A 21,308-nucleotide genomic window follows, 5' to 3' on the forward strand; every position below is an offset into this window, starting at 1 on the left:
GCGCCGCGTTTTTTTGTTCTCATCAACGTTAACTGGTAATGTCGATAGCCTGAATGACGGTGCCAGTTAACGCTATGAGCATAAAAAAAATGATAAAGCGCAGCATCGCGGTATGGGTGCTGGTCTGCCTGATAAGCGGCGTGCTGCTGTATGCGGAACAGATACGCCGCCAGTTCTGGGAGCGCGATCGCGAGTTTACGGCGCTGTATTCGGCGATCGGCGCCGTGCTGACGCAAAACGAGTCGGTGCTTCCGCTTCTGAATGGCGATGAAGACCTCGCCGCGTTGCGCAAAAAATTCCCCCACATTAAGGCCCTGGAAAAAACCACCGGTCGTGCACTGGACGCCGCGCGCGTGGAGCCGTTTAGCGGTGTTCAGTACTGGCTATACAACCCGTGGCGGCAGATCCGCGTCCTGATCGACTTAACCGCGCTGCTTGCGCCGGGCCATCGCTTTGCAGAGCTGCATCTGAACCTCTCGAATGACGAACAACCGGGGTCTACAGGCGCGTTCTGGCACTGGCAGCGCGCCTTCCCGCAGCATACACAACCCTTTATTCTCACTGCCACGGCAGATCCGGACTGGTTCAGGGTCTCCTGGCTGGCGTATCCGCTGCTCTTTCTGACGTGGGGAATGGTGATTGCAGGCGCGGGAACCGTGCTCTGGCAGCGCAAACAGCGCCAGCAGGCCGAGCAGCGTGCACTTTATTATCAGCATGCCAGGCTTAACACGCTGGGGGAGATCACTGCGGGCATCGTCCATGAAATCAATCAGCCGCTTACCGCCGTGCAAACCTGGATCCAGGGGGCGCAGCGACAGCAGCAGGATAATCCGCAGGCCGTCTCGCAGGCGCTCGCGGCCGCGCTGCTGCAAACGCAGCGTATCAGCGCTTTGCTGACGCGGTTTCGCGAGCATGTGGTACAGGAGAAGGTGACCCTGCGCGAAACCGATCTGGTGCAGTGCTGGCAGCAGGTGGAGAATTTACTGGAGCACGAGCGTAAATCCCGGCGTATCGCGGTCATTCATGCGTTTGCTGCGGATGCCACGATCGTGATGGCGGACCGACTCTGGCTGGAACAGATCCTGCACAATCTGCTCAGCAATGCGATTCAGGCGCAGCAGGAGAGCATGCACGGCTGGGTGCGAATCGACAGTCAGAAAAATGAGAAGGGCATTCTGGTGACTCTGACCGACGGCGGGCCCGGGTTTAGCCCGGATGCTCTGCAGAACGCATTTATGCCATTCTTTAGCGGACGTACCGGCGGAATTGGGCTGGGGATGACCTTAACGGAGACGCTGATGACGCGCATGAACGGCTCGATCGCCCTGGGCAATGCCCCGCAGGGTGGGGCGCAGATCCGCTTGCAGCTGGCAGCAGGAAAGGAGATAAAGCATGGATAAGGTGGTCTGGCTCATTGATGACGACGAGTCCATCAGAGAATCCCTGGCGTTTTTACTGTCAGGGATGGGCTGGCAGGTTAAGGCCTTTGAGAGCGTCGAGGCCTTTACTAAGGCGCAGCGCGATGAATCGACGCTCGTCGGCTGTCTGCTTCTGGATATGCGCATGCCGGGCAAAGGCGGGCTGACGTGGCTGGAGGAGGGCGAATGGCCGTGGCCGCTGCTGCCGATTATTATCATGACCGGGCACGGAACGATTGACGCCTGCCGTCGCGCGTTTCGCAACGGCGTGTTTGAGTTTTTCACCAAACCGTTAGACGCCGATAAACTCATCGAAACGGTTGGGTTGGCCTTTGAGGAGAGCCAGCGACGGTCTGCCGCCTGGCAGGATCTTTCACAGATCAAAGCACGCTTTGAACAGCTAACCGCGCGGGAGCACGAGGTGCTGACTGTACTGATGGAAGGGTGCAGTAATAAAGAGGTTGCTGCACGTCTGAATCTTTCCCCGAGGACCGTGGAAGCGCACCGCGCAGCGGCGTTTGCCAAGCTCGGCGTTACTAGCCTGGTGCAGGCGAGCCGGGCGTACGACAAATTGCAATCCGTATAACTACCAGGTGGAGTGCGTAATCAACCGAATTACGTTTCATCGCGCCGTTAAGTAACCTCCGGGATGTCTAACAACACGCGAGGAAGTGCGATGAAAAAAGTCATGATGGTTGCGGCACTGGTCGCGGTTAGCGTAAGTCTGGCCGCGCAGGCCGAGACGTTGACCCAAAAAAATCTCTCTCTGACCCAGGCTAACGCGCTGGCAACATCCGCCATTCAGGCGTGCGCAGCGAAAAATTACCAGGTTGCTGTTACCGTGGTTGACCGTGCGGGCGTGGTAAAAGCGGTGCAGCGTATGGATAACGCCGGTCCTCACACGGTAAAAGCCAGCGAAATGAAAGCGTTTACGGCGCTTAGCGCAAAGAATGCGTCAGGCAAAGTAATGGAAGCGGCGCAGAGCAATGCGGGCGCACAGAATATGCGTGATATTCCAGGCTTCCTGCTGCTGGCCGGCGGGCTGCCGGTAAAAGAAGGTGATGAGGTGATTGGGGCTATCGGCATCGGCGGTGCGCCGGGCGGTCATCTTGATGAAGCCTGCGCTCAGGCGGCCATTGACGGGCTGAAAAAGTAGTAAAAAAAAGCACCGGTTTTCCGGTGCTTTTCTTATCAAATCTTGCAAGCATCACCGCAGTCGTCGTCAGCAACAACCGCCTGCGCTTTTTTATCCGCGTCGTCCAGACGTTCCGCGTTACGCTCTTCCGCTTCATCCAGTCCGTTAAAAACTAAGTTATCGAGATCAATTTCCATGTTGCACCTGCTCTGTTCGGGTTTTGATACTGGCACAGTATAGGGTAAAAAAAGCCGGCAATGTACCTCGCAGCACATAAGGATAATCCCTGCCATACTCAGTGCTTTATCACCGAGGAGCGCTCATGATTACACTCTGTAGAACCTGCGGTACTTCCTATGATGGAAAGCCGGAGAGATGTCCGATTTGCGAGGATGAACGCCAGTATGTCCCGGCCAGCGGTCAGGCGTGGATTGATTACGCGACGGTGACGGCCACACACGCGAACAAGTGGCAGCAGCTGGAGCCCGCGCTGTTCAGTATCAAAACGGTACCGTCCTTTGCTATTAACCAGCGAGCGCTGCTTCTGCGCACCCCCCACGGCAATATTCTGTGGGACTGCATTGCCAACCTCGATCCCGCAACCCAAACGCTCATCACCGCGCTCGGTGGCCTTCACGCCATTGCGATTTCGCACCCGCACTATTACACCACGATGCAGGCGTGGGCAGCGGCTTTCGATGCGCCGGTCTATCTCCACGCCAGCGATAAGGAGTGGGTGATGCGCGACAGCCCGGCGATTCATTTCTGGGATGGCGACGCGCTGGAGATTATGCCCTCGGTCACGCTGCTGCGCCTCGGCGGGCATTTTGCGGGCGGGACGGTGCTGCACTGGCAGGAAGGCGAGGGCGTTTTGCTGGCAGGGGATATTTTGCAGGTCACCCCGGGGAAAGATGCCGTGTCGTTTATGTGGAGCTACCCGAATATGCTTCCGCTGCCTGCCCGTACGGTTGAGGACGTTACCCGGCGCCTGGCGGGAAAACCGTTCGCTCGTCTTTACGGCGCGTTCGAAGGGCAGAACATCCAGGCCGGTGCCGACGACATCGTGCAGCGGTCGGGCCAGAAATATATTGCTTGTCTCAGGTAAAGTACGGTGGGTAAACTTTACGAGTGTGATCGCGATCATACCTAAACGAAAACAGATAAAAGAGAAATTGCTATGCAACATATCATTGAAGGTTTTCTCAGCTTTCAAAAAGAGATTTTCCCGCAACGTAAAGAGCTCTTTCGCAGTTTAGCGTCCAGCCAGAATCCCAAAGCGCTGTTTATCTCCTGCTCCGACAGCCGTCTGGTTCCTGAACTGGTCACCCAGCAAGAGCCGGGACAGCTCTTTGTCATTCGTAATGCTGGCAACATTGTCCCTCCGTTCGGGCCGGAGCCAGGCGGCGTCTCTGCAACCATCGAGTATGCGGTAGTGGCGCTGGGCGTGACCGACATCGTGATCTGCGGCCACTCCAACTGCGGCGCGATGAAGGCGATTGCCGATAACGCGAACCTGGAGCCAATGCCTGCTGTATCGCACTGGTTGCGCTATTCCGACGCGGCAAAAGCCGTGGTTGAGAAAAAAAGCTGGGATAAGCCGATCGATAAAGTGAATGCGATGGTGCAGGAGAACGTGTTTGCGCAGCTCAGCAACATCAAAACCCACCCGTCCGTCGCGGTGGGCCTGCGTAATAACTCGCTTCGCCTTCACGGCTGGGTGTATGACATTGAAAGCGGCGATATCCGCGCGCTGGATAAAGCGACGAAAACCTTCGTTTCACTGTCTGAGAACCCGGACGTGTTCTTCGAGTAATCTCGCTTTGCAGGGCATGGAAGCCCTGTCAGTTTTCAACGTAAAGTAATCTCCGCCGTAAACCAGAAACGGGTATTTCCGCTACCTTCATCCGTAGCATCCAGCTATTTACATCGCGTCGTTAAAAGGCAGAACGTTTTTTTTGCGCGGCATTTTTCTGCACGGATTAAAAAACCGTGAAACGGTAATGTACAGTGTTGTGAAATCATCGTCCGCACATTGCCTGTGTTAAAATAAAAATTGAGATGTTTTACGAAACATTAATCAGGGTAAATTAATAGCCCTTAAATATAACTCACGTAAATAATGACAGTGTCAGATGGTAAGGTGTTTTATTGTTTATTGGGGGCGGGTTGGTATATTAGGTGTGAATATTTGTCTGAGGCAGATATAACTGATATCTATTAATATCTGGTCTGTCTTGCAGGCTGAATTCTTGGTTTTATTGCCTGCTGTGCTTTTAAATTCCTCATTGCGTGAGATGCTTATAGAGTTGTATTGCTAATCATTCTTCTATTAGCTTAATTTTTTTGCGACAAGGAAAAAATAAATGAAACTCAGTGCAATGAGTAAAGCGATGCTTGCTGTTGGATTATTATGTTCTGCCGTGCCGGTATTTGCGCTTGAAGCATGGAACGGGCAGGAAGGTTCGGGGCCCTATGAAGTCATTTATGACAGCAACGTTTACACCAATGCATGGTGGGTCGCTAAAACCGACTGCCCGGGGACCGAGTCTGACAGCAATCCCTGGAAGTATGAACGTGTTGCGACAAGTGCAGAAATGAGCCAGTACGGTAATCCTACGACTTGTGAGACCAGCGGCGGCGATGTGACCTACCCGGACTACAACAGCGCTAACAGTTATAACGCAAATGATGTCGTCACTTATAACGGTACAACCTGGAAAACCTCCACAGCTCAAAGCCCGTATGGTTTTGCTCCAGGTGAAGGTAACCCCTGGGCTCTTTATTCGGAGGTCCCGCAGTGGATTTCAACTACCACTTACAATAAAGGGGATAAGGTTCAGAAAGACGGTCAGGAATATGAAGCTCTGTTCTATACAGTCGGCGAGGATCCTTCTCTACCTGCCAACCAGAACCCGACAGGCACCAACGGACGCCCATGGAAACCGTTGGGTGCAGTTGTTGTGTATACAGAGGATCAGTTAAATAACGCACCTGTGTTTAGTGACAGCACACTTTACGCGAGTGGTACGTTAATTCGCTATAACGGGGAGAATTTCGTTTCCCAGGCGAAAGTTCAGAAAGTAAGTCCTTCTGATACAAACCCATGGAAAGTATATATCGACTGGTCTGGAACCAAAGCGATGGTGGGTACACCTTCAGCGCCGTGGCCAGCCCATGTTTATGCACCATACGTCGATTTTACGCTGAACAGCATCCCGGATCTGGCAACTCTGGCGAAACAAGAGAATGTCACTCACTTCACCATGGCATTTGTGGTGAGTAAAGATGCTGACACCTGCCTGCCAACCTGGGGCACTGCGTATAATATTAACGATTATGCCCAGTACAGCAAAATCAAGGCACTGCGTGAGGCGGGCGGCGATGTAATGGTATCGATCGGTGGCGCCAACAACTCACCTTTGGCAGCCTCTTGCAAAAATGTATCCGACCTACAACAGCATTATTATGACATTGTTGAAAATCTGAACCTGAACGTTCTGGATTTCGATATTGAAGGGACGTGGGTTGCCGATCATGACTCCATCAATCGTCGCAACGAAGCTGTTAAAGCGGTGCAGGATCAGTGGAAGTCCGAAGGCCGCAGTGTAGGTATCTGGTACACTCTGCCTGTCCTGCCTACGGGGCTGACGTCAGACGGTCTGTATGTGCTGAACGATGCAAAAGCAAAGGGGGTAAACCTGGCAGGGGTGAACGTGATGGCGATGGATTATGGCAGTAGTATCTGCCAGTCCGACGGAACGGAAGGGCAAAATATCCATGGCGCATGCGCAACGTCAGCCATTGAAAACCTCTTCAGTCAATTGAAGCAGATCTTCACCGATAAATCAGACAAAGAAATTAATGCGATGATGGGCGTCACGCCAATGAACGGCTATAACGACGTTCAGGGTGAAGTGTTCTATATCTCCGATGCGAAGTTGGTGGAGGACGATGCTCAGGATCGCGATATGGGTATGATCGGTATGTGGTCGATGATGCGCGATCAGCCGGGTGTACCGGGGCAGGTCTCTCCGGAACACAGTGGTCTGACAGAATCACAGGCACCGCAGTATGCTTTCAGCGAGGTGTTTGCACCGTTTACGCATAACGATACGGTACCCGTTGATACGGAGATCAAAGACGTCGCAGTGAATAAGGAAAGTTATGCTCCTTCACTTGAATGGTCTCAAAATACTGCCAGTGTGCAGGGGAAAAAATATAACGTTGTGTTGCAGCGAGACGATTTCCATGATGGTCAGCCCTACTCAGGCGGAAGCTATGGGGCAGGCGTTGACCAAACTCCAATTGTTCAGACCGATCTTGGGAATGGCTATACAAAAATCAGCTTTAAGGGCAAAGATCTCCGTGAAGGACATCTCCTTAAAGTGATGGATGAAAGTAACAATGTTGTTTTAACCTATCAATTTACTGTTGAGGACTTTGCGACTGCAACGTCTGCAAACATCGACTGGGCAAAAACAGAAAGGGTAGGCTCGCAGTTTAAATATTCTGTTGGTATCCCCACCCAGTATTATGCCTCGTATCAATATTTCAACCTCTACATAGATTCCCAGGATGCCACTGGAAAAGTGAGCACGACTTTCTGCGGTTCCTGGTTCCAGGGGAAATTTAAAGGAGGCAGCACGAATAAGTGTTCTGGATGGGGCACATCCAACATGGACTACGCAGGTTATGTTTTGGGTGAGACAGCCTCTACGCTTCCTAAGGTGGGCGACAAATTCTTTATCGCTACAGCTGACGGAAATACAAAAGATGCCAAAATCTTCAATGTTCTAAACAGCCTGACGGTATCGGAAGGAATGCTTCAGTCAACAAAATAAAGGATCCATAATGTCTGAAAAAAGCCGCAATAGTAATATTGCGGCTTTTTAATAGCATGACAAATTTCTCTTTCCACATGCCCGGCGGAGTAGGACAGGGGGGATTTTCATTACCGGTAGGTTTATCGATATGTTAGCGAATTCCGGAACACAAAGAATACGTCTGGGGAGACGGCAGTGAACTCGGCAAAATTTGTGTGCTGGATAAAGCAACGAGAACCTTCGTCTCGCTGTCTGAAAACACGGACGTGTTCTTCGAGTCATCTTGCTTTGCAGGGCATGGAAGCCCTGTCAGTTCTCCACGTAAGGTAATCGACGCCGTACCCCTGAGGCAGGTTTTTCAGCCGCCTTCGCCATCGCTTCTGCAATCTCCGCGCACTCCGCCAGCCCCTGAACGAAGGGACTATCGTGCATCAGCCAGGGTATCGCGCCGAAAGCGATGCGCCCGCGAACCGATTCAGGCGCTTGTAGCGTGTAATCCTCGCCGATATCGGGTATTTCTTCCCCCGTTGCTTCCAGTCGTTTGCGTATCGTCGGGAAGGGCAGATCTTTCGTTTTGAGCGGCTTTTGCCCGCGAGCGTCAATAAAAACGTCGAAACGATAAACGGTCTCTCGTGTGGTGATGACTGTCCGATCGCTGCCGGCATCAAGCGTGTAATCATCGCCGAGCGCTGTCACGCTAATGATGCCTGCCTCGCGAAGCGCGAGAAGCCTGCGAATAGACTGCGGCGGGATGGCGGCATAGTTGTCGATAAACACGCGCGCCAGGCCCTGCTTAAAGCGTTTTCTGTCCTGCTCGCTGAGATGCGGAACGATCTCCTGAACGACCTCATGCAGCCGAAGTACGGTGTAGCGCCAGGCCACGGTACGGCGTTCACGTTTGTTCCGCTCAACCTCGCTGAGGTTCTCTTCCGCCCAGGTGAAGGGCCCGTGCCGTTTACGATCCTCAAACCACGCCTCACGAAGGCTGTCGGCATCCTGGTTACGCAGAGAAATTTTCTCGCACCACGCCGGGTCGGCGAGTTCAAGCTCTTTCACCATCAGAGCAAAGATGCGGTCAAGCAGGCCATCCGATCCTTTGGCTATCTCGCTTTCAACCACGAATTCGGTCAATACCGACAGCGGTTCATAAGGGATAGGGCAGTAAAAATCGGCTTCCGGCAGAATGCCCGTTCGGGACAATAGCGTAATGTTTAACCCCTCGCTGCCTTTGTCGAGGATGAATTCACCATCACGAAACTCACCGTGCTGCATCACCACCGCCATAGCCGCGTCCAGACCGCTCAACGAGGTTCCCATAATGCCCACGCGGCAAGGGGGAATGCTGGCGTCCATCAAACCGGACCACGGGCTTGGGAAGAACGTGCGCGTGGCTTCATCCTCTTCTGGCCAGACATGGCCGGTGGCGATAACCGCCAGGTCGAATTGATCGGGCAAGGTGTCGTCATTGACTGAAAGCGTTACGCCGGATGTCGAGGGGATGATGTCCGTTACCTTCGCGGATTCATGGACCGTAACCTGGAACCCCAGCTTTTGAGCCTCTTTTACAATTGAACGAAAGCTGTCGCGAAAATACTCTCCCAACAGGAGTCTGGGCAGGAACTGCCGATCATGCAGGCTGGCTTTATCAACCTTAAAGCGCGCCAGATGGATGTCGCTCTGTTCCTTGAGCCAGTCGAGGTAGGTCATAAAAATGGGGGGAATTTCAATGCTCGCAATGTTCGCCAGCATCAGCCGGGAATTATCGTCGTCATTATAGGGCATGCCTACGCCGGCTTCATCGGCCTGTTCAAAGACTGACACGGAGAGCGGGGTGCTGTTATTCAGCAAATGATAAAAGGTGTAAATCCCTGTGGGGCCGGAGCCGATAATCGCGATATTCTTCATTGACGCGCTTCCTGTATTTTTTCCATAAGAAAAGCGTAGCAGGAGAATAATGATGGAAATAAGGGATTAAGAAAATTCAGGGTAACAAGAGAGGATTTGCACCATTTCAGGACTGAAATGGTGCGTCCGAGTGGACTCGAACCACCGACCCCCACCATGTCAAGGTGGTGCTCTAACCAACTGAGCTACGGACGCAGAATGGTGCGTTCAATTGGACTCGAACCAACGACCCCCACCATGTCAAGGTGGTGCTCTAACCAACTGAGCTATGAACGCAACGTGTTGTCGGTGACAACGGGGACGAATATTAGCGGCACAGCACCAAGGAGGCAAGAGGGAAAACGCATTTTTCTCTCTGATTTCACGCGATTGCTTCATTACCGCGCAAAGTGAAGAGAAAGTAGCCGCCGGGCGGCGGCTACTGCGTAGTTAACGTGCAGCGCGCTGCAAAATCATCGTTGACGGCTGGCGCTGCAGGAAGCGCATGCGCAGCATCATCATGATCGCCGCCGATGTGAGTCCGATGATAAAGCCCATCCAGAATCCGGCTGGCCCCATGCGATCAACGACCAGATCGGTCAGCGCCAACACGTAGCCAGCCGGCAGACCCAGCACCCAGTAGGCGATAAAGGTAATAAAGAAGATCGAACGCGTGTCTTTATATCCGCGCAATACGCCGCTGCCAATCACCTGGATGGAGTCAGAAATCTGATACACCGCAGCCAGCAGCATCAGGTGTGAGGCCAGCGTCACCACGTCCGGGTTGTCATTGTAGAGCAGGGCGATCTGCTCACGCAGTGCCACCGTGAACAGCGCCGTACAGATGGCCATACAGACGCCGACGCCCAGCCCGGTACGCGCGGCCGTTTGCGCATCCAGCGTCGAGCCCTGGCCCAGGCGGAAGCCAACGCGAATCGTCACCGCCGCCGCCAGCGACATCGGCAGGACGAACATCAGAGAGCTGAAGTTGAGGGCAATCTGGTGCCCGGCCACGTTAACAATCCCCAGCGGGGAGACCAGCAGGGCGACCACGGCAAAGAGCGTCACCTCAAAGAACAGGGCCAGTGCAATCGGCAAGCCTAGCTGTACCAGACGCGTCATGATGCTCCAGTCCGGCGTGCTGAAGCTCTTTGCGTTGCGAATATCGCGCATTGAACGGGCGTGTTTCACATAGGCGATCATACTGAAGAACATTACCCAGTAAACGGCCGCCGTCGCCACGCCGCAGCCGACGCCGCCCAGCTCCGGCATGCCGAAATGACCGTAAATAAAGACATAGTTCACCGGAATATTTACCAGCAGGCCGATAAAGCCCATCACCATGCCGGGCTTGGTTTTCGCCAGCCCTTCACACTGGTTACGTGCTACCTGGAAAAAGAGGTAACCAGGCGCTCCCCAGAGCAGGGCGCGCAGATAGCCCACGGCTTTGTCTGCCAGCGCCGGGTCAATATTGTGCATGGCGCGAATGATATGGCCCGCGTTCCAGAGCACGACCATAATCAGCACGGAGACAAACCCTGCCAGCCAGAAACCCTGGCGGACCTGATGGGCAATACGCTCGCGACGACCCGAGCCATTGAGCTGAGCGATAACCGGCGTGAGCGCGAGCAGCAGACCGTGGCCGAACAGGATGGCCGGAAGCCAGATTGACGTGCCGATGGCAACGGCCGCCATATCGGTGGCGCTGTAGCCACCTGCCATTACCGTATCCACAAATCCCATTGCGGTCTGGGCCACTTGCGCGACGATCACTGGTATAGCCAGTGCCAATAACTGGCGCGCTTCATTCATGTACTTCTGCACGTGAACACCTTTATTTTGTAGTTATATGAGAGACAAAAAAGCCGCCGTAACTGGCAGCAAGAAGAAAATGCAGGGGGGTGCCAGCTATTGTAGCGGGCTTTAGCTATTTATCTAGTGAAAAAATCGCCAGAAAATGCGCTCCGCTGGCAACCTGTTTTTCCAACTGTTATTGTGGTGGGATTAAACGGTGTTACCACCGTCCGGAAAAAACAGGAGTTGTAAGCATGTTTACTGGTATTGTGCAGGGCACCGCCAAAGTGGTGTCCATTGATGAAAAACCTAATTTTCGTACGCATGTTGTAGAGCTGCCGGAATATATGCTCGACGGCATCGAAACCGGCGCCTCGGTTGCCCATAACGGCTGCTGCCTGACCGTCACCGAAATTAATGGCAACCAGATTAGCTTTGATTTAATGAAAGAGACGCTGCGTATTACCAACCTGGGCGAGCTGGTGGTGGGGGACACCGTCAACGTTGAGCGCGCGGCGAAGTTCAGCGACGAGATTGGCGGCCACCTGATGTCCGGGCACATCATGACCACCGCCGAAGTGGCGAAAATCGTTACATCAGAAAATAACCGTCAAATCTGGTTTAAAGTGCAGGACCCGTCATTAATGAAATACATCCTCTATAAAGGGTTTATTGGCATTGATGGGATTAGTCTGACGGTAGGAGAAGTTACTCCGACGCGTTTTTGCGTGCATTTAATTCCCGAGACGCTGCAGCGCACCACGCTGGGTTCGAAAAAACTGGGGCATCGCGTGAATATCGAAATCGATCCGCAAACCCAGGCGGTTGTAGATACCGTTGAGCGCGTGCTGGCCGCAAAAGAAGCCGCAATAATTAAAGCTGTAGAAGAAGAATAAAAAATACCCCCGGCTTGCCGGGGGTATTTTTCTAGCGTGCGACCCGCAAGCCGTGTTCAATCCCTCGGCTGAAAACAACCTGCCAGAGCTGAATATCGCGCGCGCGAAACGCCCCCGCGCAGGCATTCAGATAATAGCTAAACATCCGCTTGAATCGTTCAGAATAGTTGTCCGCAATTTCAGGCCAGGCTTCCTGAAAACGCGCATGCCAGGCCATTAACGTGGTGTCGTAATCCGCGCCGAAGTTATGCCAGTCTTCCATGACGAAATGGGATTCGCTGGCGTTGGCAATCTGGCGAACGGACGGTAAACAGCCATTCGGAAAGATGTATTTGTTGATCCACGGGTCGACGTTATTGTCGGTCCGCTTCGAGCCGATGGTATGCAGCAGGAAGATGCCGTCCGGTTTCAGATTACGGTCCACCACCTCAAAGTAGGTGTCGTAGTTTTTTGGCCCCACGTGCTCGAACATGCCGACGGAAACGATCCGGTCAAACTGCTCATTCAGGTCACGGTAGTCCTGCAGCCGAATATCCACATCAAGATCCTGACAGCGCTCTCGCGCCATTTTTTGCTGTTCTGCTGAGATCGTCACGCCGACCACGCTGACGCCGTAGTGCTTCGCCATAAAATACGCCAGTCCGCCCCAGCCGCAGCCGATATCCAGCACGCGCATGCCGGGCTGTAGCTGCAATTTCTCGCTAATCAGGCGCAGCTTGGCCTGCTGAGCCTCTTCAAGCGTCGACGCCTCTTTCCAGTAGGCGCAGGAGTATTGCATGAAGGGGTCCAGCATGCGGCTGAACAGATCGTTGCCGAGATCGTAATGCTCTTTGCCGACGATCCACGCACGTTTTTTACTTTGCAGATTAAACAGGCGGGCAGAGGCGACACGCAGGGTGTCTTTCAGATTGCGAGGGAGCTGTTTTTCCAGACCGGCACGCAGCACGCTGGCGAAAAAGGTATCCAGCCGTTCGCACTCCCACCAGCCGTCCATATAGCTTTCTCCCAGACCTAACGATCCCTCCCGCAACACGCGTTTATAAAAATCGGGATGTTTAACCTGAGGATCGGATGGCGATGATCCATTGATAGTGATGCCTGCCCGACCTAACAGTTCACTGACGATCCGGGACCAGTTATCGTCCGGAACGCTGACTTCTTCTATACACGATGAACTCATAGCTTCTCCATCACCCTACTGTGATCAGAACCTTAAAACAGCGTAGACGCTTTTTTTGGTTTGTGAGAAATCTCACGGTAAATACCGCGAGGCTAGTATCCGACGTAGAACAGAGGAAGGGAGATAACCCTTGCCGAAATGCCTTCCATGGTAAAACGGGAGCACTCCGGCTCCCGTTAACACTTAATATTTATCGTATTTAATCGAACCAAATTTAGTATAGGCCTCAAAATTTGGTGATTCAATAGAAAATTCTTAGCAACCTAATCACTGAAAATTAACATAGTTCCTGGTGCGATCAGGCGTGCGAGGTTTCAACCTGCGTACTCTCATCCTGCGCGGCAGCCTGCATGCGATAGCCTATGACGGCCAGCGCAACGGTAGCCAGCATTACGCTGGTTGTCGTCAGCAGCGGCGTGGCAATCAGCGCTGAGACTACCAGACTTGCCAGGAAGCACAGCCCCAGTTGCAGGGTGTTCTGCAGCGCGGCCGCGCGGCCTGTCGCCTGCGGGAACGGACGCAGCGCCTGCGCCACCACGATAGGGTAGATCGCCCCGTTCGCGACGGCCATCACGCAGAATGGAATCAAAATTTCGGCCAGACCGGCACCCGGAATAAAGCCAACGGCCCAGGTCCCGATGACGCTCAGCGCATACAGCACCAGCAGCCATGGCAGCATCTGCTGACCTTCCCACTTTTGCAGCGCCGCGCGGCAGCCATACCCGCCCACCAGGAACGCGATAGTCTGTGGAACATAGCTCAGGCCGATGGCTGCAGGGCTGTAGCCTATATCGTGCAGAATGAACGGCGAACCGGTGAGCCACGCGAAGAAGCTTGCCGAGCAGGCGGCATAGATCAGAACGTTGCCGCGATACGCTTTGGTGCTGAGCAGGGAGGTGAAGGTGATCGGCTTCGCGTCTGCGTGCACCTCTTTTTTATGCGCGGGCTTGAGGGCGAATGCCGGCAGCATCAGCACCAGCGTGATGGCAAACAGCGTGGCAAAGATGGCCTGCCAGTCAAAGTGCGCGAGGATCCAACTACCCAGCAGCGGAGCAAGGGCAGGTGAAAGCCCTACCAGCGGCATAATGGTGGCGAAAATACGGTTGGTGCGGTTTGCCGGGTAGTAGTCGGTGACCAGCGCCTGCCAGGTCACGGCAGCGGCACAGACGCCGACCGCCTGAACAAACCGCAGTACCAGCAGCCAGGTGGCATCGCGCACCCATAGCATTCCCAGGCAGCCCACGGCAAAAATGGCCAGACCCAGCAGCAGTACCGGTTTACGGCCGAAGCGATCCGAAAGCGGTCCCCAGAGCAGCTGCGCGAAGGCAAAACCGGCAAGGAACAGGCTCAGGCTGGCGCTGATGGCGGCAGCAGGGGTTTGCAAATCTTCCTGCATGGCGGCGAAAGCCGGCAGGTACATATCGGTGGCCAAAAAGCCCAGCACGCTTAAGCCGCCGAGCCAGACTAAAAAACCTTTCCTGGGTTGCACTGTTTTATTCTCCTGAGGAGGCAGGTATACGTTGGCGCTGAGTGTAGGGAGTGCAAAGCCGCTTGTGAAACGCTAATATTTGGCGGGTGCATTCAAATTTTTTGCAGGCAGAAAATGTGGTCAGATTATTCTCTTGAAGTGGTCGATGCTGTCGCACGTAACGGCAGCTTTAGCGGGGCGGCGCAGGAGCTGCACCGCGTCCCTTCGGCTATCAGCTATACCGTACGTCAGCTTGAGGAGTGGCTGGCGGTACCGCTGTTTGAACGGCGGCATCGTGATGTGGAATTAACGCCTGCTGGGGCGTGGTTTTTGAAGGAAGGGCGTTCTGTTATCAAAAAAATGCAGATCACCCGCGAGCAGTGCCAGCAGATCGCGAACGGCTGGCGGGGACACCTTTCCATTGCGGTGGATAACATCGTTAAGCCCGAGCGCACCCGGCAGATGATTGTCGATTTCTACCGTCATTTTTCTGACGTCGAACTGCGGGTTTCGCAGGAGGTGTTCAACGGCGTCTGGGATGCGCTGGCGGACGGCAGGGCAGAGATGGCCATTGGGGCCACGCAGGCGATCCCGGTCGGGGGGCGTTACGCCTTTCGTGATATGGGGATGCTGAGCTGGAAATGCGTGGTGGCAAGCGATCATCCGCTGGCGAAGATGGAAGGGCCGCTGAGCGATGATACGCTGCGCGGCTGGCCGTCGCTGGTGCTGGAGGATACCTCCCGCTCGCTGCCCAAGCGTATCACCTGGCTTTTGGACAACCAGCGGCGGGTGGTGGCCCCTGACTGGGAATCGTCGGCGACGTGCCTCAGCGCCGGGCTCTGCGTCGCGATGGTACCCGTTCATTTTGCGCGACCGCGAATCGACACCGGTGAGTGGGTTGAGCTGGCCCTGGAGAATCCGTTCCCGGATGCGGCCTGCTGCCTCACCTGGCAACAAAATGATGTTTCGCCGGCGATGGCCTGGCTTCTGGATTATCTGGGGGACAGCGAAACGCTTAACCGGGAGTGGCTGAGGGAGCCAGCCTGGCTGGCTCCGCAATGAGATTAACGACGGTAGTCGCGGAACGGGCCATCCGCAACGGAACGGCGTTCGATAAGGCGAGGGTGAACTTCAATGGACTGCGACTCTTCACGTTTGTTGACGATCCTGTCCAGCAGCATATTGAAGGCGGTTTCACCCAGCGAATCTTTCGGCTGGTGAATGGTGGTCAACGCTGGCGTGAAGAAGCGCGCGTTGCGCACGTTGTCATACCCGATCACGGAGATGTCCTGCGGGACGCGCAGACCCAGCTCGTCGGCCGCACAGAGGGCGCCCATCGCCATGATGTCCCCCCCGCAGAAGACGGCGGTCGGGCGGTGCGGCTGGGAGACGATCTGCTGCATCGCGCGGTAGCCTGATTCCGGCTCAAAGTCGCCCTGCACGATCCAGTTTTCCGGCACGGTAATCAGCGCTTCTTCCATCGCTTTCATAAAGCCGGCCAGACGGCCCGCGCCGGTGTTGCGCTCCAGCGGACCCGGGATCACGCCAATCTCGCGATGGCCGCGCTCAATCAGATAACGGCCGGCCATATAGCCGCCCTCAAAGGCGTTATCGATAACCGAATCGGTGAAATCCGCGCGCGCTTCGCCCCAGTCCATCACCACCATCGGAATATGGCGATACTCTTCCAGCATCGACAGCACGGATTCCGGGTACTCGGAACACATTACCAGCAGGCCATCCACGCGCTTTTGCGCCATCATCGACAGGTAGGCGCGCTGTTTTTCAATGCTGTTCCATGCGTTGCCGAGAATCAGGGTATAGCCTTTCTGGAAGCAGTTTTTCTCCACCGCTTCAATGATCTCGGCAAAATAGGCCGCTTCACTGCTGGTCGCCAGCAATCCAATGGACTTGGTGTGATTGACCTTGAGGCTGCGCGCAACCGCGCTTGGCGAATAGTGCAGCTCTTTGATTGCTGCCCAGACCGCGTTGCGCGTCTCTTCCGCCACGAAGCGGGTTTTGTTAATTACATGTGATACGGTTGTAGTGGAAACGTTTGCGCGTTTTGCTACGTCTTTAATTGTTGCCATTAAATGTCACTCCAGACCATATCCTAAGCTCCTGAAAAACTTGAAGGTAAACGTTTGCCTTCTCTCACCCTTATCACGCAATTTTGGATTGCGGCACGCCAGGAAAACGACACGGGACGTCAGGAGGGGGTCAATGGCCGGTACGCTAATAAATTTAGCGTGGAATTTTGGCCTATCTTGATGAAAAGGGGAAGAGGTAAAGTGGTTATCAGTATAAATCCAGGAAGATTTTTGACGGAATCTGTGCAAAAATGAGCAAGCTCACTTTTCGTGGGGGGATTAAAAGGAGAAAAATTGATGAGTTCCGATCTGAAGTTTTCGCTGTTCACCACCGTTGTTGTGCTGGCTCTGATTGTCGCGGCCGGTCTGACGGCTGCACTGCACTGATTTACGCGGAGGGAGAGCCTTCTCCCTCCCCATCGCCGCGATTGTTACTTCTCTGGCAAAAATCTTTTGCCATTTTGTTAACTTCTCATTTTTTGTGATTGATGTCATGCTTTCCGCTTCTTTGTTCTGTGTCACCACATGACACGGCATCCGGAGTTGACGCATGAAAATCAATTTTCCCCTGCTGGCCCTGGCGATTGGCGCTTTTGGGATTGGCACCACTGAATTCTCCCCGATGGGGTTACTGCCTGTTATTGCCCGGGGCGTAGACGTCTCGATCCCTGCGGCAGGCATGTTAATCAGCGCCTACGCCATCGGCGTGATGGTGGGGGCGCCGCTGATGACGCTTCTGCTTTCTCACCGGGCGCGCCGCAATGCGCTGATTTTCCTGATGGCGATTTTCACTCTGGGCAACGTGCTTTCGGCCATTTCGCCGGACTACACTACCCTGATGCTGTCGCGCATTCTGACCAGCCTGAACCACGGCGCGTTCTTTGGGCTGGGCTCGGTCGTGGCCGCAAGCGTAGTGCCAAAACACAAGCAGGCAAGCGCTGTAGCGACCATGTTTATGGGGCTGACGATTGCCAACATTGGCGGGGTGCCGGCGGCAACCTGGCTGGGGGAAGCGATCGGCTGGCGTATGTCCTTCCTGGCGACGGCCGGGCTGGGCGTGGTCGCAATGGTGGCGTTGTTCTTCTCTCTGCCGAAAGGCAGTGCAGGAGAACGTCCGGAAGTGCGTAAAGAGCTGGCGGTGCTGATGCGCCCGCAGGTGCTCTCCGCGCTGCTCACCACGGTGCTGGGGGCAGGGGCGATGTTTACCCTCTACACCTATATTTCACCGGTGCTGCACGATATCACCCACGCACCGCCTCTTTTCGTTACCGCGATGCTGGTGCTGATTGGCGTCGGCTTCTCGATCGGCAACTATCTCGGCGGGAAATTTGCTGACCGTTCCGTGAGCGGGACGCTGAAAGGCTTCTTAACCCTGCTGATTGTCATTATGGTTGCTATCCCGTGGCTGGCGCGTAATGAGTTCGGAGCGGCGATTGCGATGGTCGTCTGGGGGGCCGCAACCTTTGCCGTGGTGCCGCCGCTGCAGATGCGCGTGATGCGTGTCGCCCATGAGGCGCCGGGCCTCTCGTCTTCCGTGAATATCGGGGCGTTCAATCTCGGCAATGCGCTGGGCGCAGCCGCCGGAGGCGCAGTGATTTCAGGTGGTCTGGGGTACAGTTTTGTGCCGGTGATGGGGGCCATTATTGCCGCGCTCGGCCTGCTGCTGGTAATGATGTCCGGCCGTAAACAGCCTGAAGCCGTTTGCACGGCGGAATAAGCAAAAACGCAGAAGGGCGCACCCTTCTGCGTGTCTTTTACGCGGCGAAATTCTTCGCGACAAATTCCCAGTTAACCAGCGCCCAGAAGTGTTCCAGGTAGTTCGGGCGCGCGTTGCGGTAATCAATGTAGTAAGCGTGTTCCCACACGTCCACGGTCATCAGCGGCGTAGCGCTGGTGGTCAGCGGGGTGCCCGCGTTAGACGTGGACACGATAGCCAGTTTGCCATCCGCCTCTTTTACCAGCCACGTCCAGCCAGAACCGAAGTTCTTGATGGCTGCATCGGTAAACTTCGTCTTAAACTCGGCGAAGCTGCCAAAAGCGGCGTTAATCGCGGCCGCCAGCTCACCGGCAGGTTCGCCACCGGCATTGGGTGCCAGGCAGTGCCAGTAGAAGGTGTGGTTCCACACCTGAGCCGCGTTGTTAAAAACGCCACCCTCTGAGCTGCGAACGATCTCTTCCAGCGTTTTGCCTTCGAAATCGGTGCCCTTGATCAGGTTGTTCAGGTTGGTGACGTACGTCTGGTGATGTTTGCCGTAATGATATTCCAGGGTTTCCGCTGAAATGTGCGGTGCCAGGGCGTCTTTTGCATACGGTAGTGCAGGTAATTCGAACGACATTGCTTCTCTCCTTATTGTATTTTGCGTTGCCAATAACCACACAGACAACAGGGACAGGATAGCAAATTGAAAGGGTATGCAAAAGAGGAACTTACCCTGCCACGGATGTGGCAGGGCAGGGATTAGCGAATGGTTTTTGGCGTCATCACGCGACGCGCGCCGACGTAGTGGCGCATCCAGTAGTCTTCACTGAGCGAGGTGATCTGAATATCCTGGCCGCTGCGCGGTGACTGGATGAATTTCCCGTTGCCGACGTAGACGCCGACGTGGTCAGCCGTGCCGCGACCCTGGGTACGGAAGAAGACCAAATCGCCGTTTTCCAGCTCCGCGCGGTTAACCGGTGACGCATCGCGCAGGTGATACATCTCGTTGGCGGTACGCGGAATGCGGAATTTAACCAGATCTTTATAGGCGTAATAGACGAGGCCGCTGCAGTCGAAACCGGTACGCGGCGAGCTGCCGCCCCAGCGATAAGGTTTGCCAATCTGTCCCATCAGCTTATTCATCGCGGTTTTTTGCGCTTTTTGCACACGCACTTTATGCACATCCGCCAGTTTCGTCACCTTCGTGCATTTTGCTTTATGCCCTTTACGGGTAATGCATTTTTCTGTAACGAGGTTAGCGGCGGTCAGCGAAGCTTTATTTTTGGCGGTGCGGGTAGTGCGGGAAGATTTTGTTTTCGTCTTGCTGGAAGCGGTCTGTTTAGTCTGAGCGGTGGTTTTTTTCTTGACGTTCTTTGTGGTGGTTTTTTTCTTACGTTCTGTGGCTTTTACCAGATGGCTTTTTTGTACAGCAGATTGCCGCGCCTGCTGAGAGGCGTTTGCCGCTGGCGTGAAAGTGAGTGAAGTAAACAGTAAAGCACAGAGCGTGATCGAGATTTTAGTTATCCGCGCCACTGGGCAGTCCCCTGATATATGCAGGTCATCAATAATACCCGCGTGTGATTTACAAAGCCCGTCGATTCTAATCCATAAAAACCCGAGAAGTTAATAGCATTTTTCAATCTAAAAACCTGTTTCGTTAGCAAGTGCAAAAAAAATCATCGTTCTGCCGCACAATTGTTCACTCCCTGAGCAAAACCCTGACGGTCGCAGGGGTAAACACCATTTGCAATGCAACTTTTGTAGAGTCGCGGTAAAATATATAAACGTGACGAAAATGTTATTTTCCGATGCCAGCCTGACCCGCTACAATGTCAGACTATTGCCGTAACAGAAGTTAAAGGAAGCAAGACATGAGCACCACTATTGAAAAAATCCAGCGCCAGATCGCTGAAAACCCGATTCTGCTGTATATGAAAGGTTCTCCGAAGCTGCCAAGCTGCGGCTTTTCCGCGCAAGCGGTTCAGGCGCTGTCAGCCTGTGGTGAGCGTTTTGCTTACGTTGATATCCTGCAGAACCCGGACATCCGCGCAGAGCTGCCAAAATACGCTAACTGGCCGACTTTCCCGCAGCTGTGGGTTGACGGCGAACTGGTTGGCGGCTGCGATATCCTGATTGAGATGTACCAGCGCGGCGAACTGCAGCAGCTGATCAAAGAGACGGCGGCGAAGTACAAAACCGAAGAGCCAGACGCTGAGTAATTTTCTGCGTTAATAAAAAAGCGACCTGATAAGGTCGCTTTTTTTTATTCTTCACTGTCGCCCATCGGCAGCGGCCAACCGCCCAGACGCTTCCAGCGGTTGACGATCTCACAGAACAGCTCTGCGGTGCGCTCCGTGTCGTATAAGGCGGAGTGTGCCTGGGTGCCGTCAAACGGTATACCCGCCGTAATGCAGGCCTTTGATAACACCGTTTGTCCCAGCGCCAGGCCGCTCAGCGCGGCGGTGTCGAAGGTCACAAACGGGTGGAAAGGGTTGCGCTTGAGCGACGCGCGCTCGGCTGCAGCCATGGTAAAGCTGTGATCGAAGGTGGCGTTATGGGCCACCATGATGGCGCGGCTGCAGTTGCTCTCTTTCATGCCTTTACGCACCATTTTAAAAATGGCGTGCAGCGCATCATATTCGCTGACTGCACCGCGCAGCGGGTTATGCGGATCGATACCGTTAAACGCCAGCGCCTCCGGCTGTAAGTTTGCCCCTTCGAAAGGTTCAACGTGGAAATGCAGCGTGGTGTCCGGTGTAAGCCAGCCCTGTTCATCCATCTTCAGCGTGATGGCGGCAATTTCAAGCAGCGCATCGGTTTTAGCGTTAAATCCGGCTGTTTCTACATCAATGACAACGGGATAAAAACCACGAAAACGGTCGCACAGACCGCTAAATTGAGCGTTATCGGACATCAGGGTC

General features: G+C 54.4%; 20 protein-coding genes, 2 tRNA genes and 1 pseudogene. 12 read left to right on the top strand and 11 right to left on the bottom strand.

Annotated elements, in window-relative coordinates; genetic code table 11:
* Positions 1–89 precede the first annotated feature (89 nt).
* The 3 genes from ACR42C_RS09890 to ACR42C_RS09900 all read left to right on the top strand — a co-directional run bounded on the left by ACR42C_RS09890 (position 90) and on the right by ACR42C_RS09900 (position 2,574).
* Positions 90–1,400, top strand: a complete 1,311-nt coding sequence (locus tag ACR42C_RS09890; RefSeq protein ID WP_479985065.1) for a sensor histidine kinase — start codon at positions 90–92, stop codon at positions 1,398–1,400.
* Positions 1,393–2,004 carry a response regulator transcription factor gene (locus ACR42C_RS09895; RefSeq protein ID WP_163329016.1) on the top strand — a complete coding sequence of 204 codons (612 nt, stop codon included), beginning with the start codon at positions 1,393–1,395 and terminating at the stop codon, positions 2,002–2,004. The genes ACR42C_RS09890 and ACR42C_RS09895 overlap by 8 nt, the downstream gene beginning before the upstream one ends.
* A gap of 90 nt (positions 2,005–2,094) precedes the next feature.
* Positions 2,095–2,574, top strand: a complete 480-nt coding sequence (locus tag ACR42C_RS09900; RefSeq protein ID WP_479985066.1) for a GlcG/HbpS family heme-binding protein — start codon at positions 2,095–2,097, stop codon at positions 2,572–2,574.
* 35 nt (positions 2,575–2,609) lie between these two features.
* On the opposite strand, the gene ACR42C_RS09905 is transcribed toward ACR42C_RS09900, so the two are convergent.
* Positions 2,610–2,750, bottom strand: coding sequence for a hypothetical protein (locus ACR42C_RS09905; RefSeq protein ID WP_061098445.1), 141 nt, complete (start codon positions 2,748–2,750; stop codon positions 2,610–2,612).
* 125 nt (positions 2,751–2,875) lie between these two features.
* Here ACR42C_RS09905 and ACR42C_RS09910 point away from each other — a divergent pair, with 125 nt between their 5' ends.
* The 4 genes and pseudogenes from ACR42C_RS09910 to ACR42C_RS09925 all read left to right on the top strand — a co-directional run.
* Positions 2,876–3,658 carry an MBL fold metallo-hydrolase gene (locus tag ACR42C_RS09910; RefSeq protein WP_316378974.1) on the top strand — a complete coding sequence of 261 codons (783 nt, stop codon included), beginning with the start codon at positions 2,876–2,878 and terminating at the stop codon, positions 3,656–3,658.
* 72 nt (positions 3,659–3,730) lie between these two features.
* Positions 3,731–4,366, top strand: a complete 636-nt coding sequence (locus ACR42C_RS09915) for a carbonic anhydrase (protein WP_316378975.1) — start codon at positions 3,731–3,733, stop codon at positions 4,364–4,366.
* Positions 4,367–4,916: 550 nt separating this feature from the next.
* Positions 4,917–7,394 (top strand): glycosyl hydrolase family 18 protein, encoded by a 2,478-nt coding sequence (locus ACR42C_RS09920; RefSeq protein WP_479985067.1) that lies wholly within the window; start codon positions 4,917–4,919, stop codon positions 7,392–7,394.
* Positions 7,395–7,573: 179 nt separating this feature from the next.
* A pseudogene (locus ACR42C_RS09925) lies at positions 7,574–7,654 on the top strand (carbonic anhydrase); the annotation flags it as partial.
* A gap of 31 nt (positions 7,655–7,685) precedes the next feature.
* Here the strand turns inward: ACR42C_RS09925 and ACR42C_RS09930 are convergent.
* The 4 genes from ACR42C_RS09930 to mdtK form a co-directional block, all read right to left on the bottom strand.
* Positions 7,686–9,281: an FAD-NAD(P)-binding protein gene (locus ACR42C_RS09930; protein WP_479985068.1), complete on the bottom strand. Its 1,596-nt coding sequence runs from the start codon at positions 9,279–9,281 to the stop codon at positions 7,686–7,688.
* 118 nt (positions 9,282–9,399) lie between these two features.
* Positions 9,400–9,476, bottom strand: a tRNA-Val gene (locus tag ACR42C_RS09935).
* 4 nt (positions 9,477–9,480) lie between these two features.
* Positions 9,481–9,557, bottom strand: a tRNA-Val gene (locus ACR42C_RS09940).
* Positions 9,558–9,710: 153 nt separating this feature from the next.
* The gene (gene mdtK / locus ACR42C_RS09945; RefSeq protein WP_316378978.1) at positions 9,711–11,084 is read right to left on the bottom strand and encodes an MdtK family multidrug efflux MATE transporter; all 1,374 of its coding nucleotides are present in this window, start codon (positions 11,082–11,084) and stop codon (positions 9,711–9,713) included.
* A gap of 224 nt (positions 11,085–11,308) precedes the next feature.
* Here mdtK and ACR42C_RS09950 point away from each other — a divergent pair, with 224 nt between their 5' ends.
* Positions 11,309–11,950 (top strand): riboflavin synthase, encoded by a 642-nt coding sequence (locus ACR42C_RS09950; protein WP_028012887.1) that lies wholly within the window; start codon positions 11,309–11,311, stop codon positions 11,948–11,950.
* Positions 11,951–11,981: 31 nt separating this feature from the next.
* Here the strand turns inward: ACR42C_RS09950 and cfa are convergent, their stop codons facing one another.
* Both cfa and punC read right to left on the bottom strand, forming a co-directional pair.
* Positions 11,982–13,130 (bottom strand): cyclopropane fatty acyl phospholipid synthase, encoded by a 1,149-nt coding sequence (cfa, locus tag ACR42C_RS09955; RefSeq protein ID WP_116340402.1) that lies wholly within the window; start codon positions 13,128–13,130, stop codon positions 11,982–11,984.
* A gap of 298 nt (positions 13,131–13,428) precedes the next feature.
* Positions 13,429–14,619, bottom strand: a complete 1,191-nt coding sequence (gene punC, locus ACR42C_RS09960) for a purine nucleoside transporter PunC (RefSeq protein WP_479985069.1) — start codon at positions 14,617–14,619, stop codon at positions 13,429–13,431.
* A 114-nt stretch (positions 14,620–14,733) separates the two neighbouring features.
* Here punC and punR point away from each other — a divergent pair, with 114 nt between their 5' ends.
* Positions 14,734–15,660, top strand: coding sequence for a DNA-binding transcriptional activator PunR (punR, locus tag ACR42C_RS09965; RefSeq protein ID WP_479985070.1), 927 nt, complete (start codon positions 14,734–14,736; stop codon positions 15,658–15,660).
* A 2-nt stretch (positions 15,661–15,662) separates the two neighbouring features.
* Here punR and purR read toward each other — a convergent pair whose 3' ends face one another.
* Complete coding sequence (gene purR, locus ACR42C_RS09970; RefSeq protein ID WP_008500597.1) at positions 15,663–16,688, bottom strand: HTH-type transcriptional repressor PurR; 1,026 nt, start codon at positions 16,686–16,688, stop codon at positions 15,663–15,665.
* 297 nt (positions 16,689–16,985) lie between these two features.
* Between purR and cydH the strand changes: the two genes are divergently transcribed.
* Together cydH and ACR42C_RS09980 are read left to right on the top strand one after the other, a co-directional pair.
* Positions 16,986–17,075 (top strand): cytochrome bd-I oxidase subunit CydH, encoded by a 90-nt coding sequence (cydH, locus tag ACR42C_RS09975; protein ID WP_008500596.1) that lies wholly within the window; start codon positions 16,986–16,988, stop codon positions 17,073–17,075.
* A gap of 163 nt (positions 17,076–17,238) precedes the next feature.
* Positions 17,239–18,405 (top strand): MFS transporter, encoded by a 1,167-nt coding sequence (locus ACR42C_RS09980; protein WP_439206533.1) that lies wholly within the window; start codon positions 17,239–17,241, stop codon positions 18,403–18,405.
* Between the two features lie 37 nt (positions 18,406–18,442).
* On the opposite strand, the gene sodB is transcribed toward ACR42C_RS09980, so the two are convergent.
* Both sodB and ACR42C_RS09990 read right to left on the bottom strand, forming a co-directional pair.
* A complete protein-coding gene (gene sodB, locus ACR42C_RS09985) occupies positions 18,443–19,024 on the bottom strand; it encodes a superoxide dismutase [Fe] (protein ID WP_116340394.1) in 582 nt (193 codons plus the stop codon).
* Positions 19,025–19,146: 122 nt separating this feature from the next.
* Complete coding sequence (locus ACR42C_RS09990; protein ID WP_474482744.1) at positions 19,147–19,920, bottom strand: NlpC/P60 family protein; 774 nt, start codon at positions 19,918–19,920, stop codon at positions 19,147–19,149.
* 338 nt (positions 19,921–20,258) lie between these two features.
* On the opposite strand from ACR42C_RS09990, the gene grxD reads away from it, so the two are divergent.
* Positions 20,259–20,606: a monothiol glutaredoxin 4 gene (grxD, locus tag ACR42C_RS09995; RefSeq protein ID WP_003832760.1), complete on the top strand. Its 348-nt coding sequence runs from the start codon at positions 20,259–20,261 to the stop codon at positions 20,604–20,606.
* A 44-nt stretch (positions 20,607–20,650) separates the two neighbouring features.
* Here the strand turns inward: grxD and rnt are convergent, their stop codons facing one another.
* Positions 20,651–21,301 carry a ribonuclease T gene (gene rnt / locus ACR42C_RS10000; RefSeq protein ID WP_061098432.1) on the bottom strand — a complete coding sequence of 217 codons (651 nt, stop codon included), beginning with the start codon at positions 21,299–21,301 and terminating at the stop codon, positions 20,651–20,653.
* Positions 21,302–21,308 lie beyond the last annotated feature (7 nt).

This window comes from Enterobacter sp. MG-EB028, from assembly GCF_056673305.1.

What these genes read in the sequence shown, in the direction of transcription:
- ACR42C_RS09890 (WP_479985065.1), top strand. Translation starts at nt 90, where the DNA reads ATGATAAAGCGCAGCATCGCGGTATGGGTGCTGGTCTGCCTGATAAGC.
- ACR42C_RS09895 (WP_163329016.1), top strand. Translation starts at nt 1,393, where the DNA reads ATGGATAAGGTGGTCTGGCTCATTGATGACGACGAGTCCATCAGAGAA.
- ACR42C_RS09900 (WP_479985066.1), top strand. Translation starts at nt 2,095, where the DNA reads ATGAAAAAAGTCATGATGGTTGCGGCACTGGTCGCGGTTAGCGTAAGT.
- ACR42C_RS09905 (WP_061098445.1), bottom strand. Translation starts at nt 2,750, where the DNA reads ATGGAAATTGATCTCGATAACTTAGTTTTTAACGGACTGGATGAAGCG.
- ACR42C_RS09910 (WP_316378974.1), top strand. Translation starts at nt 2,876, where the DNA reads ATGATTACACTCTGTAGAACCTGCGGTACTTCCTATGATGGAAAGCCG.
- ACR42C_RS09915 (WP_316378975.1), top strand. Translation starts at nt 3,731, where the DNA reads ATGCAACATATCATTGAAGGTTTTCTCAGCTTTCAAAAAGAGATTTTC.
- ACR42C_RS09920 (WP_479985067.1), top strand. Translation starts at nt 4,917, where the DNA reads ATGAAACTCAGTGCAATGAGTAAAGCGATGCTTGCTGTTGGATTATTA.
- ACR42C_RS09930 (WP_479985068.1), bottom strand. Translation starts at nt 9,281, where the DNA reads ATGAAGAATATCGCGATTATCGGCTCCGGCCCCACAGGGATTTACACC.
- ACR42C_RS09950 (WP_028012887.1), top strand. Translation starts at nt 11,309, where the DNA reads ATGTTTACTGGTATTGTGCAGGGCACCGCCAAAGTGGTGTCCATTGAT.
- cfa (WP_116340402.1), bottom strand. Translation starts at nt 13,130, where the DNA reads ATGAGTTCATCGTGTATAGAAGAAGTCAGCGTTCCGGACGATAACTGG.
- punR (WP_479985070.1), top strand. Translation starts at nt 14,734, where the DNA reads ATGTGGTCAGATTATTCTCTTGAAGTGGTCGATGCTGTCGCACGTAAC.
- purR (WP_008500597.1), bottom strand. Translation starts at nt 16,688, where the DNA reads ATGGCAACAATTAAAGACGTAGCAAAACGCGCAAACGTTTCCACTACA.
- cydH (WP_008500596.1), top strand. Translation starts at nt 16,986, where the DNA reads ATGAGTTCCGATCTGAAGTTTTCGCTGTTCACCACCGTTGTTGTGCTG.
- ACR42C_RS09980 (WP_439206533.1), top strand. Translation starts at nt 17,239, where the DNA reads ATGAAAATCAATTTTCCCCTGCTGGCCCTGGCGATTGGCGCTTTTGGG.
- sodB (WP_116340394.1), bottom strand. Translation starts at nt 19,024, where the DNA reads ATGTCGTTCGAATTACCTGCACTACCGTATGCAAAAGACGCCCTGGCA.
- grxD (WP_003832760.1), top strand. Translation starts at nt 20,259, where the DNA reads ATGAGCACCACTATTGAAAAAATCCAGCGCCAGATCGCTGAAAACCCG.
- rnt (WP_061098432.1), bottom strand. Translation starts at nt 21,301, where the DNA reads ATGTCCGATAACGCTCAATTTAGCGGTCTGTGCGACCGTTTTCGTGGT.